This window comes from Bradyrhizobium septentrionale (assembly GCF_011516645.4).
GTDB lineage: Bacteria > Pseudomonadota > Alphaproteobacteria > Rhizobiales > Xanthobacteraceae > Bradyrhizobium > Bradyrhizobium septentrionale.
In genome coordinates this window covers 1672603-1687500 of record NZ_CP088285.1, presented here as the reverse complement: position 1 = coordinate 1687500, position 14898 = coordinate 1672603, and the positions used below count along the sequence as shown (strand labels likewise).

Sequence of the window (14898 nt, the reverse complement as noted above, 5' to 3'; positions counted from 1 at the left end):
TTCGTCGTCATACGGCCCGACCCATTCGGCGGCGTCGATGGTGCCTTTTTCCAGCGCCGGATAGATGTCACCGCCGGCGATCTGCTGCGGCACGCCGCCGACCTTGGCGATGATGGTGCCGGCGAAGCCGCCGACCCGGAATTTCAGCCCCTGGAAATCCGCCAACGACTTGATCTCCTTCCTGAACCAGCCGCCCATCTGGGCGCCGGTCGAACCGGTCGGAATGCCGAGGCAATTGTATTCCTTGAGCAGGTCGTTGAGCAGATCGGTGCCGCCGCCCCACTGCAGCCAGGAAATATGCTGGCGGGTGTTGAGGCCGAACGGCAGCGAGGTGCCGAAGGTGAAGGCGGGATTCTTGCCCCAGTAGTAATACAGGGCAGTGTTGCCCATCTCGACCGTGCCGTTGGAGACGGCGTCGAGCACCTGCAGGCCCGGGACGATCTCGCCGGAGGCGAAGGGCTGGATCTGGAACCGATTGTCGGTGATCTCGGCGACGCGCTTGCAGAAGAATTCACAACCGCCATAGAGCGTATCGAGCGCTTTCGGCCAGCTTGCCGCGAGCCGCCATCTGACTTCGGGCATCGATTGTGCGACCGCCGGTGCCGCGACCGCCGTCGCAGCCAGGCCGACGCCGCCTGCTTTCAAGAATTCACGACGCTTCATGCAATTCCCTCCTGTTTGCCGATAGCTCGACAAGGGAACGATCTTGGTGTCGTCTTTTCTTCGCCGATCGATCGACGTTGCTGTGGTGAGTGTGTCCGGCGGCCCTCGACGGGCTCTTGTCCGTGGAAATCCGAGTCTCTGGTTCCACCGGTCAGGATGATCGTTTGCCGGAGGAAATCAAGCGCCTGCCTTCATCGCAGGTGCGAAGGAAATCGGGCGCAGACGGATTTCGTCCGGCAGGCGCCGCGACGGACGCTGCCGCCTTTGCTGCGATCTGCTACGCAGGACAGGTGGATTGATGGGAGTTCGAAGACATGGCCGCCAAGAAAGTCGTGGTCGCCGGCGCGACCGGCCTCGTCGGCAGCGCCGCCTTGCGACACTTCGGCGCATCCGGAGATTGCGAGCGCATTGCGCTGTCGCGCCGCAAGCCGCGCGATCTCCACGGCGCGCGGCACGTGCCGATCAATCTCGCCAGTGCGGAGGATTGCCGCCGCGCCGCGGCCGAGCTCGGCGGCGCGACCCACCTGATCTATGCCGCACTTTATGAAGCCCCGAGCCTGGTCGATGGCTGGCGCGATCCGGAGCAGATCGCGACCAACGACCGGATGCTGCGCAATCTGATGGGCGTGCTCGAGCCCGTCGCGCCCGATCTCAAGCATGTCGCGCTGCTGCAGGGCACCAAGGCCTATGGCGTGCATGTCCGGCCGCTCACGGTGCCGGCGCGCGAGGGCCGTTCGGAAATGTACGAGCAGCCGAACTTCTATTGGGCGCAGGAGAATTTCTTGCGCGAGCTGCAGCGGGGCAAGGACTGGCACTGGAGCATCCTGCGCCCGGTCTTGATCATCGGCGAAGCCATGGGCGGCGCGATGGACCTGATCCCGCCGCTCGGCGTCTATGCCGCGGTGCTGCGCGAGCAGGGCAGGCCGCTGGATTATCCCGGCGGCGCGCCGCGCGTCGCGCAGGCGGTCGATGTCGATCTCTTGGCGCGCGCGATCGCCTGGTCGGGCGATGCGGAGGCTGCGCGCAACGAGGCCTTCAACGTCACCAATGGCGACGTCTTCACCTGGGAGAATATCTGGCCGGCGGTATCAGATGCGCTCGAGATGGCGCCGGGCCGGCCCGTGCCGTTGTCGTTGGCGCAGGATTCTCCAAAATGGATCGCAGTGTGGGACGCGCTGCGCAAGAAGCACGATCTGATCGCACCTGGCCTCGAAGAGTTCGTCGGCCTGTCGTTCCAATATGCCGATTACAGCATGCGCTACGGGCAGACCGAGTCCGGCCCGCCCTCGATCGTCTCGACGGTGAAGATCAACCAGGCCGGCTTCACCGAGATGATGGATACGGAAGCGATGTTCCGCAAATGGTTCAAGCTGGCGAAGGCGAGCCGGCTGCTGCCGTGAGCTCAGCCCGCACTCTCTCGTCTCCCTCGCCCCGCTCTTGCGGGGAGAGGGCGGGGTGAGGGCTCCATCCGGTGAGCACTTCGCGGCTCGTTGAGCAGTGTGCCTTGCCCCTCACCCGGATCGCATCTTGCGATGCGATCCGACCTCTCCCCGCAAAGCGCGGGGAGAGGTGAAGAGCAGCCTCGCTATGAGCTGAGTGGACGGGAGGCGTCAGCGCGAGAACGCCTTCTCCATCGCCTTGCGCGTCTTGATCGTGTCGTTGGCCTCGTCGACCTCGACATCGCTCCAGCGCACCACGGCGCCGTGGGCGACGTCATTCTTCAGCTTGACGCGGTGCGCGAGCCCGATCGGCAGTGCGCCGGCGGCGAGGCTGGCGGCGGCGGGCATCAATTTGCCCCACACCGTGTAGCCGCCTTCGCCGTCGAGCATCTCGCCGGCGCGCAGGTTGCGTTTGGCCACCGCTGCGACGTCGCCGCGGAAGCCGCGCGGCTGTCCGGTCGGCTCGTTGCGCAGCGCCGCCGACAGCACGGAAATATTCAGCTCGAGCCCGATCAGATGATACGGCTTGTACATCGCGGCATAGCGGCCGGACGAATCGGTCTTGAGGCCATACTGCCTGAAGCAGTCCGCGGCATAATCGTTCGGCGCCTCCAGCACCACATAGACGCCCCAGCGCAGATCGCGGAATACCGGGCGGCCGTCGCGCTCCAGCGACGACACCACCTCGACAATGCCGGATTTCTCCAGCACGCCGCCCTTGTCGCGCGGTCGCATCACATGCGGCAGGTCATCGACGCCGCAGGGCGGAAACAGCAATCCCTCCGAGGGAACGTCGAGCGTGCAGGCGTTGGCGATCGCCGCCATCTCAATCGCGGATTTGGTGCCGTCGAGGAAGGAATTGAACATCTGCGGGTTCATGCCGGCGGATTGCGCTTCGCCGGCGGTGAGCCCGTAATGCTGCCACACGCCTTCCGGCGTCACATCGTGATAGGCCGGCAGGTATTTGGTGCCCTTGCCGGCGGCGACGACGTGAAAGCCGGTCGCGCGGGCCCAGTCGACCATCTCCGCCGTCAGCGCCGGCTGGTCGCCATAGGCAAGTGAGTAGACCACGCCGGCCTTGCGCGCCTCTTCGGCAAGCAGCGGCCCGGCCAGCACGTCGGCCTCGACATTGACCATCACGACATGCTTGCCGGCGGCGATCGCCGCGCGGGCATGGCGGATGCCGACGGCGGGATTTCCGGTCGCTTCCACCACGACATCGAATGCGCCGCCGGCGATGGCGCGCGCGCCGTCGTCGGTGAAGGTGGTTGCGCCGATCCGCGCGTCGTCCCAGCCGACCGTGCGGCACGCCTCGCGCGCGCGCTCGCGGTCGATGTCGACGATCACAGGCACCTCGAGCCCCGGCGTGTGCGGCACCTGCGACAGGAACATCGAGCCGAATTTTCCGGCGCCGATCAGGGCGACGCGAACCGGCTTGCCGGCGGCGGCGCGAGTTTTGAGGAGGTGATGCAGGTTCATGATGGGTATCCGGGATCATTGCCCTGTCCCGGACGCGGTGCGGCACGAAGTGCTGCTCCGCAGAGCCGGGACCCATGGAGGAAGTTGAACTAGAGTGTGGGCCCCGGCTCAGCAGCGCATTGCTTCGCGCTGCGCTGCGTCCGGGGCACGAGCGAGTTTACTCCGCCGCCTGCCGCGGTGCACGGGCGAGCCGCAGCAGCGCGTCGTCGGCCACCGTCTGGATCGGCGTGAAGTCGCGGTGCGCGATGTACTCCGGCCGCGTCGGGGTGCGGATATAGTTCGAGACCGCGTTCAGCGTCAGGTAGACGATCTTGCGCGGATAGGGCGTAATGTTGCCGCTCGATCCGTGCACCAGATTGCCGTGGAACATCAGCATGCCGCCGGGCTTGCCGGTCGGGGCGACGATGCCGCCCTGCTTCACGAGGCGGGTCACCGTCTCTTCGTCCAGCGTCCACAGCGGGTAGGACGTGGTCTCGAGATCATGCGACGCCTTCAGATCGCCCGCGGTCTGGCTCTGCGGCACCAGCATCAAGGGGCCGTTGATCGGCATCACCTCGTCGAGGAAGATCGCGATGTTCATCGCGCGCGGCTCCAGCATGCCGTCATCGCGCTTCCAGGTGCCGTAGTCCTGGTGCCACTGCCAGACGTCGCCGGTGAAGGCCGCCTTCGCGTTGATCTTGAACTGGTGCATGTAGACCTTCTCGCCGAACAGCTGCTCGATCGGGTCGATCATGCGCGGATGCGCGCCGAGGAGGCCGAACGCCTCGTTGTAGAGATGCGCGGCGAATGCGGTGCGCGGCGCGCCGCTCTTCTCGCGCCAGACTTCGGGGCGGTTGGCGTCATAGATCGAGACCGCCTCGCGCGCGAGGAAGTCGACTTCTTCCGGGCTGAACAGCTCGGGCAGGAACAGCCAGCCTTCGCGATGGAAAAATTCGACCTGCTCTTGGGTCAGTTTCATGGTGCTTTCCTCCTTTGATTATTGGTCTTCGTTCTTGCGGCGGCGTGACGATCCTGCTCACGCCGCCACGTCGATCGCTCTCAGCTTCTCTTCCGTCATGCGTCCTGCGGTCTGCGCATGTGCCAGCGCTGCGGCTTCTGCGGCTGCGGCATGGCCGGAGAAAACATGCGCGGCGATGGTCTCGTGTTCGGTCCAGGCGCTGCCGCGGTAATCCAGCTCGGCGAGCACGGTCGCCATCGAGCGGCGCATATGCGGCCATTGCGGCGCGATCATTTCCTCGATCGCGGAATTGCCGGCGAGCCGATAGATCGCGCTGTGGAAGTCGACATCAAGCGCGATCAGGCGTGCCAGCGGCACGTTGTCGTCGATCGTGCGCCCGGCTTCGAGCGCGGCTTCGAGCTGGGTGCGTGCAACGGAATCCTCCTTCACACGCCTCGCGGCGAGCCGCGCCGCCAGCGCATCGATGGCGCCCCGGACCTCGTAAAGCTCGCGGATGCGCCGCGGATCGAGCTGCGTCACCTCGAAGCCGCGCTTGCCGCTCTCTGCGACGAGGCCCTGGCGATGCAACAGATGCAGCGCGTGCGAGATCGGCTGGCGCGAGACGCCGAGCTTCTCGGCAAGCTCGTTTTGGGTGATGCGCTGGCCGGGCAGCAGCGTGCGGTCGATGATCGCCTCAAGCAGCCGGCCGTAGACCTGGTCGATCAGGTTCGGAAGCGGGTCCAACGGGATCATGCCATCAGTCCAAATTGGAATACGGAATTCCGTGTTCGGAAATCAAGCTACTGCTGGTGGCAGGAGAGGTCAAGGCTCCAGTTTGTGATGGCTCTAAGTGACTGAGAACGGGATGATTTTGCGAAGCACGGGACCCGCAAGGCCGATGTTCGTCGCAGCACGGTCGACCTCCGGACTCTCGACCGAGGACCAGAAAGTGTCCACGATGTCTCCGAACACACGTCCGCCATCTCCCCGGTCTGAACAGTGGGGGAGGGTGGGTGGCCCCGGGCGCAGGCGCGAACGATGAACTGCCGGTGCGCCGATCGGCAGCAGAAACGTCCACTTGTTCGCCGCCCGCTACTTCGCCTTGCCGAGATCCATCAGCATCCGCGTCATCAGATAGAGCCGCGGCACGATCGAGTTGGTGTCGATGAATTCGTCGCGGGCGTGATAGCCCCAGCCGGCGAGGCCGAAGCTTTCGACGACGATCGCTTTGCCGCTGCGCGCAGCGTAGCCGGCGTCGGTTGCGCCGCCGGTCATCTCGGCGATATCCAGCTTGCGGTCGAGTTCGGCATAGATCGCCTGTCCCTGTTTCGCGAGCGCGCGGCCGCGATCGCTGGCCACGAACGGCGGACGGCCTGCGGCGATCTCACCGTCACTTCGGTGTCGGCGATCAGTTTGTTCTTCGCCTTCTCGTCGAGCGCGGCCTGCAGTTTCTCGACGCCATCAGGAATGGTGAGGCGGATGTCGGCGCCTGCGCTGGCGTGGTCGGGGATCTGGTTGCGCACGGTGCCGGCCTTCGCGGTGGTCCAGTTCAGCTGCGTGCCGGGTATCGATTTCGCGACGTCCTGGGTCTGCAGCAATTGATGCGCCAGCTCCATCAGCGCGTTGCGGCCGAGCTGCGGCGCGGCGCCGGCATGCGAGGCCTTGCCCTTTACATCCATTGTGCCGGTGGCGGTGCCGCTGGCGCCGAGCAGCAGGCTCTCGTTCCTGGCGACCGGCGGCGCGACCGTCGGCTCGCAGGACAGCACCACATCGTGCTGGTCGGCAAGCTCGGCGATGATCTCGCCGGAACCGATCGAGCCGACCTCTTCATCCGGATTGAACGACACGGTGAGCTTGGCGTAGTCGCGCCAGCCCGCATCGTTCAGGATCTTGAGCGAATGCAGGATGACGGCGATGCCGCCCTTGTCGTCGGCAATGCCGGGCCCGTAGATCCTGTTGCCGTCGACTTTGTAGGGCTGGGTATCGAGGATGCCGTGCTCATAGACGGTGTCCATATGCGCGATCAGCATCAGCTTCTTGCTGCCGCTGCCTTCAAAGGTGCCGATCACCATGTCGGCGCCGGCGCCGCGCGTGGTCTTCCGCCGCTCGGTCCTGGCGCCGAGCGCCTTCAGCCGCGCTTCGGTATAGTCGGCCATCTTCTTCAGGCCCTCGACATCGCTGGAGCCTGACTCGATCAGAACCATGTCATGCAGGCTCTCGATCACGGCCGGCTGGGCCTGCTCGGCGGCCGCGCGCAGCTTTTCATCTGCGGCAGCAAAGGCGGGGGACGAGGCGAGGGCGAGCGACAACACGCCGGCCGACGCGAGCAACTTGATGGATCGTTTCATGATTGTCCTCCCTTGGTGGCGCGGGAGAACGATAGCATCGCGACCCTTCAGCCTCCAGCCGCGTCAGGTGCGGTCGAGCACCTCGACATCAAGTGTCTCGATCGCGGCGGCATCGGCGGTCGCATCGATCGCCGCGATCCTGTCACCTGAAATCGTGACCCGCAGCACGACGCGCAGCGCGCCGCCGAAGATGACGGCAACGCCGATCCCGCCGTCGACCAGCGCGGGCCGCGCCGCTTGTGCGCGTCCCTTGAAGCTTTCGGCGACCGCTGCGGCGCCGCGGATCACCGGCAGTGACCCGAGCCGTTGCGCGCCCTGCACGCGGCGCCGGGCGCGGCTGGCGAGTTGCCGCGCGGCGGCCGGCGTGCGGCCGACGATCGGCGCGATCTCCTGGAACGGCACCGCGAACATGTCGTGCAGCACGAAAGCCAGCCGCTCGGCCGGCGCCAGCGTTTCCAGCACCACGAGCAGCGCCGCGCCGACGGAATCAGCCATCTCGGTCTCGCGCTCGGACGGATTCTCTGTGACCGGCTCCGGCACGTGCGGGCCGATCGGCTCCTCGCGCCGCGATTTGCGCGAGCGGAGCATGTCGAGGCAGATGCGCGCGACCACCGTGGTCAGCCATCCCCCGAGATTGTCGACCGCAGCAGTGTCGGTACGGCCCAGCCGCAGCCAGGCTTCCTGCACGGCATCGTCGACCTCGGCGGTCGAGCCCAGCATGCGGTAGGCCACGGCCCGTAAGCGTGGCCGGTTGGCCTCGAACTGTTCCGCCAGAAACTTTTTCTCGTCCATCGGTCACATTCCCTTTGTCCGCTCCGTCATGGCGATGACGAACGAAAGTGGGCCGATGTGACAGCAGATCGGCGCGGCGACGTCAAAAAGCAAATCAGGAGAGTGACATGATGAAAGCCCGCATGAACCATCCGGTGATGGTTGTTCCCGATGCCATGAAGGCGCTGCAGGCGCTCAGCGAGAGCACCAAACAGGCTTTGCCGGAAAAGCTGCTCGAGCTGGTCCATCTGCGCGCCAGCCAGATCAATGGCTGCAGTGTCTGCGTCGATATGCACCCAAAACTCGCCCGCCGCGCCGGCGAGACCGACGAGCGGTTGTTCGCGGTCGGCGCCTGGCGCGATACGCCCTATTTCACCGACGCCGAGCGCGCCGCTTTGGCGCTGACGGAAGCGGTGACCCGGCTCAGCGACCGCGAGGATCCGGTGACGGATGCGGTGTGGGACGAGGCGGCGAAGCATTTCAATGAGCAGCAGCTGGCATCCCTGGTGCTGGGGATCGCTGCGATCAACGTCTGGAACCGGCTGAACGTCGCGGTGCGCCAGCCGGTTGGTGTTTGGAAGGTGTGATCTTCTCCCTCTCCCCGTTCTTCATGGGGAGAGGGTCGGGGTGAGGGGCCTTCTCCGCGAGTGACGCAATTAGTTGGACCTGTACCCCCTCACCCGGATCGCATCTTGCGATACGATCCGACCTCTCCCCGCAAGCGGGGCGAGGTTGAGAGGCACCGCGCCTACGTCGCCAGAAACTCCAGTACGATCTCGCAGTATCGTTGCGGCGCCTGCTCGAACATCGGATGCGTGGTGCCCGGGATCATCTCGGTGCGTGCGCCCTGCACATTGGCGGCGAGGGCGTGCAGCACCTTCGGCAGCATGCCCTTGGTGTTGGCGCCGCCGATGAACAGTGTTGGCGTCTTGATCGCCTCCGCATCCGCCTTCGAGAACGGTGGGCGCTGGTCGCGGGTCTGGCCGATCAGCGTCGTCGCGTTGTCGCGCAGCAGTTGCTTGGAGGTTGCCGGAAGCCGCTTCCAGGCGCCGGGGCCTTCGAGCGCGTCCATGAATATCTGCAAGCCGCCATCGATGTCGCCTCCGGCAATCACGTCGGCTGAGGCCGCGATCCGCGCCGCCAGCGGCGAGGGGCCCGGCTTGAAATCGGGATCGAGCGTGCCGTCGAGCTCACCGCCGGGCTCGGCCAGGACGAGCTTGCGCAGCAGGTCCGGCCGCCGCTGTGCGACGCGGAAGCAGATGTGGCCGCCGCGGGAATGCCCCATCAGGTCGACGGGCCTGGTGTCGAATTTTTCGATGAAGGCGATCATGTCGTCGACATGCTGGGCGATCGAATAGGTGTCGCCGACCCCATCCCAGTGCGCCGGGAAGAAATGCCGCAGGCTGACCGCGATGACGCGATGCGCCCGCGTCAGCGGGCCGAGCACCGCCGACCAGATCCGGAAATCGCACAACGAGCCGTGCACGCAGACCAGCGGCGTGCCCTCACCGACATCGAGATAGGGCATGTCGAAACCGTTGACGGGAAGGCTGTGCATTTGGGGGCTCGCGGACGGGGCAGATGTTGTTGATTTAGCCCAAGTTCCCACGGAATTCGGGTGGATAGCAACATTCTCCAAGCCTAGATTTCAGGTCAGCAGCAGGCTCGCGCGCGTGAGCCCAAGGGACATATCAAGGAGCATCTGGAGCGAGCCATGACCGGCCAGCATTTTGCAATCTTCGAGACCATGATCGGCGCCTGCGGCGTCGTCTGGGGCGAGCACGGCGTTACCGGCGTGCAGCTGCCGATGGGCACCGAAGAGAAGACCCGCAAGCGGATTTTTCAGCGCAATGGCGAGGTAACCGAGGCGGCGCCGCCGGCCGAGGTGCAGCACGCGATCGACGGCATGATCGAGCTGCTCGCCGGCAAGCCGAACGACCTCGCCGACATCGTGCTCGATCTCGACGGCGTGCCGGAATTCAACCGCGGCGTCTACGACATCGCGCGGAAGATCCCGCCCGGCAAGACCGTGACCTATGGCGATATCGCCAAGCAGCTCGGCGGCGTCGAGCTGTCGCGCGACGTCGGCCAGGCATTGGGCCGCAACCCGTGCCCGATCGTGGTGCCCTGCCACCGCGTGCTGGCGGCAGGCAACAAGCCGGGCGGCTTCTCGGCCAATGGCGGCGTGGTGACCAAGCTGAAGATGCTGCAGATCGAAGGCGCGGTCGTGAACCACACGCCGAGTCTGTTTGATTGAGGCAGCGGTCTTTCCGGGCTCCCTCTCCCCGTTCTTCACGGGGAGAGGGTTGGAGTGAGGGGCTTTATCCGCGCGAACACTGAGAGCCGAATTTGCGGAGGGCCCCCTCACCCGGATCGCATCTGTCGATGCAATCCGACCTCTCCCCGCAAGCGGGGCGAGGTGAGCCGAGCGAGCGGCGATACTACCTCACCGTCTCGCACACAAACCCGTTCCCCTTCCGCTTGATCTTGCCGGCCGAGGGCGAGGGGAAATGCGCGGGGCAGCACAGCGTGTCGGCGTCGCAATAGCGCTCGAGGAAACTCCGCCGCGTCTTCGCCGCCTGCGCCTGGTCGACATCGAACTTCGCCGACAGCTCCGGATAGCGCGTCTGGATCGGCGAGTGCATCAAATCGCCGGCGAACACCGCATCGTCCTTGCCGCGGCCGAAGCTGAAGGCGACGTGGCCCGGCGTGTGGCCGGGCGTCGGCAGGATGCGCGCGTGGTCGCCGATCGCAAAATCATTGCCGACAATCTCGGCCCGCTTGGCCTCGACCACCGGCAGCACGCTGTCCACGAATGGCGGCACCTCGGCTTTCGCGTTGCTCTCGGTCCAGTAGTCGAACTCCGTCTTGTCGAACACGTAACGCGCGTTCGGGAAGGTCGGCACCCAGCGGCCGTTCTCCAGCCGCGTGTTCCAGCCGACATGATCGACGTGCAGATGCGTGCACATCACATAGTCGATGTCACCGACCGAAAAGCCCGCCGCCGCGAGGCCGCGCAGATAGCTGTCGTCGGTCTTCATGTTCCATTTCGGCCGCGCCGGCCGCGGCTTGTCGTTGCCGATGCAGCTGTCGATCAGGATGGTGTGGTGCGGCGTCTTCACGATGTAGGACTGGAACGCCAGGATCAGCGTGTCGCTGTCGTCGAGTGCGCCCGCTTCCTTCATCCAGGCGCGGTTCTCCGCGAGGACTTCCGGCGTCAGCCCGGGCAGCATTTCATGCGCGGGCAGGAATGTGGTTTCCTGCTCGACGATGCGATGAATGGTGAGATCGCCGGCGGCAAATTTCAGGCTCATGGTGATTCCTTCGGCGTTAGCGTTTTCGAGCGAAGTGGAGTCCGGTTCGCGTGAAGAAAACGCGTAAAAAAGTTCTAGTGCGCGTCGCGCACGGCGGGAATGATGATGTTGGTGAGGATATCCATTGCCGCAAGGCCTTCCTTCGGTTGGCCGTACTGGGCTGCCGTCGTCATCATCACAAGGTCGAGATCGGGCACGGCGATGATGCGCTGGCCGCCCCAACCAAAGGCGCCGGCCCACCTGATCTCTTTCCCCGCCGCAAATGACCGCCCCACCCACCATTGATGGCCATAGAATAGCGTGCCGCCGAAATAGCCGACCGCCTGGAAGTGCGGTGCGATCGACTGGTCCATCCACTCGGCCGGGACGATCTGCTGCTCCTTCCATCGCCCGTGATCGAGCACGAGCTGGCCGATTTTTGCGGCGTCGCGCGGCCGCAGCCTGAGGCCGGACGCAGCAGCGATCTTGCCGTTCTTGTAGGTCTTCCATTCGAAATCGGTGATGCCGAGCGGCTCGAACAGCACCTCGCGCGCGAACGCCTCGAGCGATTTGCCGGAGACTTGCTCGATAATGTTGCCGAGCAGATCGGTGCCGCCGCCATTGTAGGTCCACAGCGTGTCCGGGGGTGCTGCGATCGGCTTGGCCAGCACGTAGCCGATCGGATCGGCATCGAAAGCGAGATGCGGTTCGTCGTTGTTGGGATCGGTCCAGGGCAGCGTCTCGTCCCATTTGATGCCCGATGACATCGTCAGCAAATGGTGCAGCGTGATTGCGTCCCAGCCGGCTGATTTCACCTGATGATGCTCGGGAAAGAATTTCACCACGGGCTCATTGGCGCTGGCGATCAGTTTGCGGTCGATGGCGATGCCGACCAGCAATGCCGTTACGCTCTTCGTCGCCGAGCGCATGTCGTGCTTGGTCGTCGCGGTGAATTCGGTGCGGCCTTCGGGCTGGCCCCACGGCTGGTCGATGCCGGAAAAATACTGCTCGAATACCAGTCTGCCGTGACGTGCCACGACAACGGAATGCACCTCGCTGCTGCGCAGGCTGAGCCGCGCGGCGATGCCGCACAGTCGCTCACTATCCATGCCGACGCTTTCCGGCGAGGCAGTCACCCAACCGTCGTCGAGCGCGGCCGGCGATCCGCAAGGCTGGCGTTGTTGTCGAGGTGTCATATCGTCGGCCCTCAGATTGGCGATTGAGGCCGTCAACGCGAGCGCGAGGCTCGCGCCGAGACGTGAGAGGCGGGGGAAGCGATGGCGCATCGTCATTTCTCCCCGGCTTCTTCCGCTATGCCGCAGGCGGCGCCGAGATCTTCACCGACGGCCGCTCCAGCATTTTCTGGTAGAAGGCGTCGAGCTTGGGATAGGCCTTGCGCCAGCCGCTATCGGCGAAGCGGAAGTCGGCATAGCCGAGCACGCAAACGAGGCCGATCTGCGCGATGTCGAACGACGAACCGTCCAGCACGTCCGGCCGGTTCTCGAACCGCGCCATGCCGGCCCAGGCCCTGTTCCAGTGATCGTCGTACCAGGCTTGCCACAGCGAGCCCTGCGGCCGCACCATCTTCTCGTAGCGGCACAGCAGCATGGAATCGAGCATACCGTTGATCAGCGAGTGATCGGTCTTCAGCTTCCAGCGCCGCGGGCCGTAGCCCGGGATCAGCCGGCCGCCGCCGATCTCGTTGAGATATTCGACGATGACGTAGGAATCCAGAATCACGTCGCCATGGTCGAGGATCAGCACCGGCAGTTTCTTCAACGGCGAGATCTTCGAGTATTCGTCGTTGGCCTGTCCCGGCGCGACACTGGCCGGCACCAGCTCGATCTTGTCGATCAGACCAAGCTCGATCGCCGCGATGCGCACCTTGCGGGCGAACGGGGAGGCGGGAGAGAAGGTGAGTTTCATGGAGATGACCTCTTTCCGAACACACAGTCGTCATCCTGAGGAGCGCGCCCTTGGGCGCGCGTCTCGAAGGATGGGGAGTGATCGATGCGCTTCCGTCACCCTTCGAGCGCTTGGGTGACGGCGTCCTTGGCTCATCCTTGGAGACGCGCGCGTTGCGCGCTCCTCAGGATGACGATCCCGCAAATTACGCCGCGACGATTTCCTGGCGCTGCTCGCCGAGACCTTCGATGCCGAGCGTCACGACGTCGCCGACGTTGAGGAAGGTTGGCGGCTTCATGCCGAGGCCGACACCGGGCGGGGTGCCGGTGGTGATGATGTCACCGGGCAGCAGCGTCATGAACTGCGAGACGTAGGCGATGCACTTCGCCATCGAGAAGATCATGGTCTTGGTCGAGCCGGTCTGGCGGCGCTGGCCGTTGACGTCGAGCCACATCGACAGGTCTTGCACGTCCTTGATCTCGTCCTTGGTGACGAGCCAGGGGCCGACCGGGCCGAACGTGTCGTGCGACTTGCCCTTGGTCCACTGTCCGAGCCGCTCGGTCTGGAAGTTGCGCTCGGAGACGTCGTTGCAGACACAATAGCCGGCGACGTGGTTCAGCGCGTCGGCTTCCGAGACATATTTGGCGCGGGTGCCGATGATCGCGGCGATCTCGACTTCCCAGTCGAGCTTGGTCGAGCCGCGCGGCTTTTCGACCGCGTCGTTCGGGCCGCTCAGGGAGGTGTTCGCCTTCATGAAGATGATCGGTTCGGTCGGGATCGCCGCGCCGGTTTCCTTGGCGTGGTCGGAATAGTTCAGGCCGATCGCGACGAATTTGGAGATGCCGGTGACCGGGGCACCGAAGCGCGGCTTGCCAGAGACGGCGGGCAGGGAGGCGGGATCGAGGCCAGCAAGCTTCTTCAGTGAGTCCGGCGCGTAGGCGTCGCCGGTGAGGTCCTTGAGTTGGGCCGAGAGGTCGCGCAGCTGGCCGGATTTGTCGATCAGACCGGGCTTTTCCGCACCCTTTTCGCCATAACGAACAAGCTTCATGTTGATCACTCCCTACGATGTCCTGAGGATTGTTACTGGTATACCTCGACACGCTTCATGGAACAGCGCGCCGGGAAATTCAACCGCCATGAGCGCGGTGCATTGCAGCCAAGCCTTATTTCAAGGCCAGTTCGGGCCGATCACCCCAGCGCGATGAAGCGGAACGCGTCGCCGTCGCGCTGGATGTGGCCGGCACTGAAATGCCCGCCGATCACCAGCGTCGGCGTATCGGCAAAGCGCGAGAACAAGTCGCGCCGCGTCGCGGCCGACTGCTTCGGATCGGAATCCACGGTCGCAGACCAGTCGAGGTGATACATCTGGCAGGGATGATGCGCGGCATCGCCGGTCAGCAGCGCTTGCTCGCCGCCGGATTTGATATGGATGCTCATGTGGCCGGGGCTGTGACCCGGCGTCGGGATCAGCGTGATCTCCTCGGTCAGCCGGTGGTCGCTCGGCACCAGCTCGGCCTTGCCGGCATCCGCGATTGGTTTCACGGAGTCCGCGAACACGACGGCGTGGGCGGGATCGTCGCTATGGTCGCGCCAGTAGTCGTATTCGGTCTTGCCGAACACGTAACGCGCCTTGGCGAAGGTCGGCACCCATTTGCCGTCGACGAGCTTCGTGTTCCAGCCGACATGGTCGACGTGCAGATGCGTGCACAGCACGGTATCGATGCTGTCAGGGGAAAATCCGGCCGCGGTCAGCTTCTCCAGGAACGGATCGCTGCGGTTGTTCCAGGTCGGTACATTGCGGCCCTGCTTGTCGTTGCCGAGCCCGGTATCGACGATGATTCGGTGCTCCGGCGTTTCCACCAGCAGCGAATGGATCGACATTTTCAGCCGGCCCTCCTCGTTGGCGAAATGCGGGATCAGCCAGGGCAGGCTCTGGATCTCCTCCCGGCCGGCCAGCGGCAGGATGAAGCGCGTGCTGCCGACGGTCTCGAGCTCGACGACTTTTGTGATCTTGACCTTGCCGATCGTCCATTGCATGCGGCGTGTCCCGGTTTTTTGTTTCT

Annotated in this window: 14 protein-coding genes and 1 pseudogene (1 of these 15 only partly in view); 3 read left to right on the top strand and 12 right to left on the bottom strand. The window is 64.8% G+C overall.

From position 1 onward, the window contains the following. Positions 1-663: the 5' portion of a TRAP transporter substrate-binding protein gene (locus HAP48_RS09935; protein ID WP_166213922.1), read on the bottom strand. The gene continues 426 nt to the left of window position 1, outside the view; 663 of the gene's 1089 nt are visible here — the first part of the coding sequence; the start codon lies at positions 661-663; its stop codon lies beyond the left edge, outside the window. Between the two features lie 314 nt (positions 664-977). Between HAP48_RS09935 and HAP48_RS09930 the strand changes: the two genes are divergently transcribed. Further along, complete coding sequence (locus tag HAP48_RS09930) at positions 978-2063, top strand: NAD-dependent epimerase/dehydratase family protein (RefSeq protein WP_166213923.1); 1086 nt, start codon at positions 978-980, stop codon at positions 2061-2063. A gap of 210 nt (positions 2064-2273) precedes the next feature. Here the strand turns inward: HAP48_RS09930 and HAP48_RS09925 are convergent, their stop codons facing one another. The 5 genes and pseudogenes from HAP48_RS09925 to HAP48_RS09900 all read right to left on the bottom strand — a co-directional run bounded on the left by HAP48_RS09925 (position 2274) and on the right by HAP48_RS09900 (position 7658). Next, on the bottom strand, positions 2274-3581 hold the full coding sequence (locus HAP48_RS09925; protein ID WP_166213924.1) for an NAD(P)H-dependent oxidoreductase: 1308 nt from the start codon (positions 3579-3581) through the stop codon (positions 2274-2276). Positions 3582-3738: 157 nt separating this feature from the next. Beyond that, the gene (locus tag HAP48_RS09920) at positions 3739-4539 is read right to left on the bottom strand and encodes a phytanoyl-CoA dioxygenase family protein (protein WP_166213925.1); all 801 of its coding nucleotides are present in this window, start codon (positions 4537-4539) and stop codon (positions 3739-3741) included. 57 nt (positions 4540-4596) lie between these two features. After that, on the bottom strand, positions 4597-5271 hold the full coding sequence (locus HAP48_RS09915) for a GntR family transcriptional regulator (protein WP_166213926.1): 675 nt from the start codon (positions 5269-5271) through the stop codon (positions 4597-4599). 339 nt (positions 5272-5610) lie between these two features. Then, positions 5611-6866: pseudogene (locus HAP48_RS09905) on the bottom strand (M20/M25/M40 family metallo-hydrolase). Between the two features lie 63 nt (positions 6867-6929). Further along, positions 6930-7658, bottom strand: a complete 729-nt coding sequence (locus HAP48_RS09900) for a sigma-70 family RNA polymerase sigma factor (RefSeq protein ID WP_166213927.1) — start codon at positions 7656-7658, stop codon at positions 6930-6932. Positions 7659-7768: 110 nt separating this feature from the next. Between HAP48_RS09900 and HAP48_RS09895 the strand changes: the two genes are divergently transcribed. Then, positions 7769-8224, top strand: coding sequence for a carboxymuconolactone decarboxylase family protein (locus HAP48_RS09895; protein WP_166216634.1), 456 nt, complete (start codon positions 7769-7771; stop codon positions 8222-8224). 161 nt (positions 8225-8385) lie between these two features. On the opposite strand, the gene HAP48_RS09890 is transcribed toward HAP48_RS09895, so the two are convergent. Beyond that, positions 8386-9195 (bottom strand): alpha/beta fold hydrolase, encoded by an 810-nt coding sequence (locus tag HAP48_RS09890; protein ID WP_166213928.1) that lies wholly within the window; start codon positions 9193-9195, stop codon positions 8386-8388. 156 nt (positions 9196-9351) lie between these two features. Between HAP48_RS09890 and HAP48_RS09885 the strand changes: the two genes are divergently transcribed. Further along, positions 9352-9894 carry a methylated-DNA--[protein]-cysteine S-methyltransferase gene (locus tag HAP48_RS09885; protein WP_166213929.1) on the top strand — a complete coding sequence of 181 codons (543 nt, stop codon included), beginning with the start codon at positions 9352-9354 and terminating at the stop codon, positions 9892-9894. 184 nt (positions 9895-10078) lie between these two features. Here HAP48_RS09885 and HAP48_RS09880 read toward each other — a convergent pair whose 3' ends face one another. The 5 genes from HAP48_RS09880 to HAP48_RS09860 all read right to left on the bottom strand — a co-directional run bounded on the left by HAP48_RS09880 (position 10079) and on the right by HAP48_RS09860 (position 14872). Continuing rightward, complete coding sequence (locus HAP48_RS09880; RefSeq protein WP_166213930.1) at positions 10079-10951, bottom strand: MBL fold metallo-hydrolase; 873 nt, start codon at positions 10949-10951, stop codon at positions 10079-10081. Positions 10952-11025: 74 nt separating this feature from the next. Then, positions 11026-12216 (bottom strand): serine hydrolase domain-containing protein, encoded by a 1191-nt coding sequence (locus HAP48_RS09875; protein WP_166213931.1) that lies wholly within the window; start codon positions 12214-12216, stop codon positions 11026-11028. A 25-nt stretch (positions 12217-12241) separates the two neighbouring features. After that, on the bottom strand, positions 12242-12856 hold the full coding sequence (locus HAP48_RS09870) for a glutathione S-transferase family protein (RefSeq protein ID WP_166213932.1): 615 nt from the start codon (positions 12854-12856) through the stop codon (positions 12242-12244). Between the two features lie 184 nt (positions 12857-13040). Then, on the bottom strand, positions 13041-13883 hold the full coding sequence (locus tag HAP48_RS09865) for a fumarylacetoacetate hydrolase family protein (RefSeq protein ID WP_166213933.1): 843 nt from the start codon (positions 13881-13883) through the stop codon (positions 13041-13043). A gap of 140 nt (positions 13884-14023) precedes the next feature. Next, a complete protein-coding gene (locus HAP48_RS09860; protein ID WP_166213934.1) occupies positions 14024-14872 on the bottom strand; it encodes an MBL fold metallo-hydrolase in 849 nt (282 codons plus the stop codon). Positions 14873-14898 lie beyond the last annotated feature (26 nt).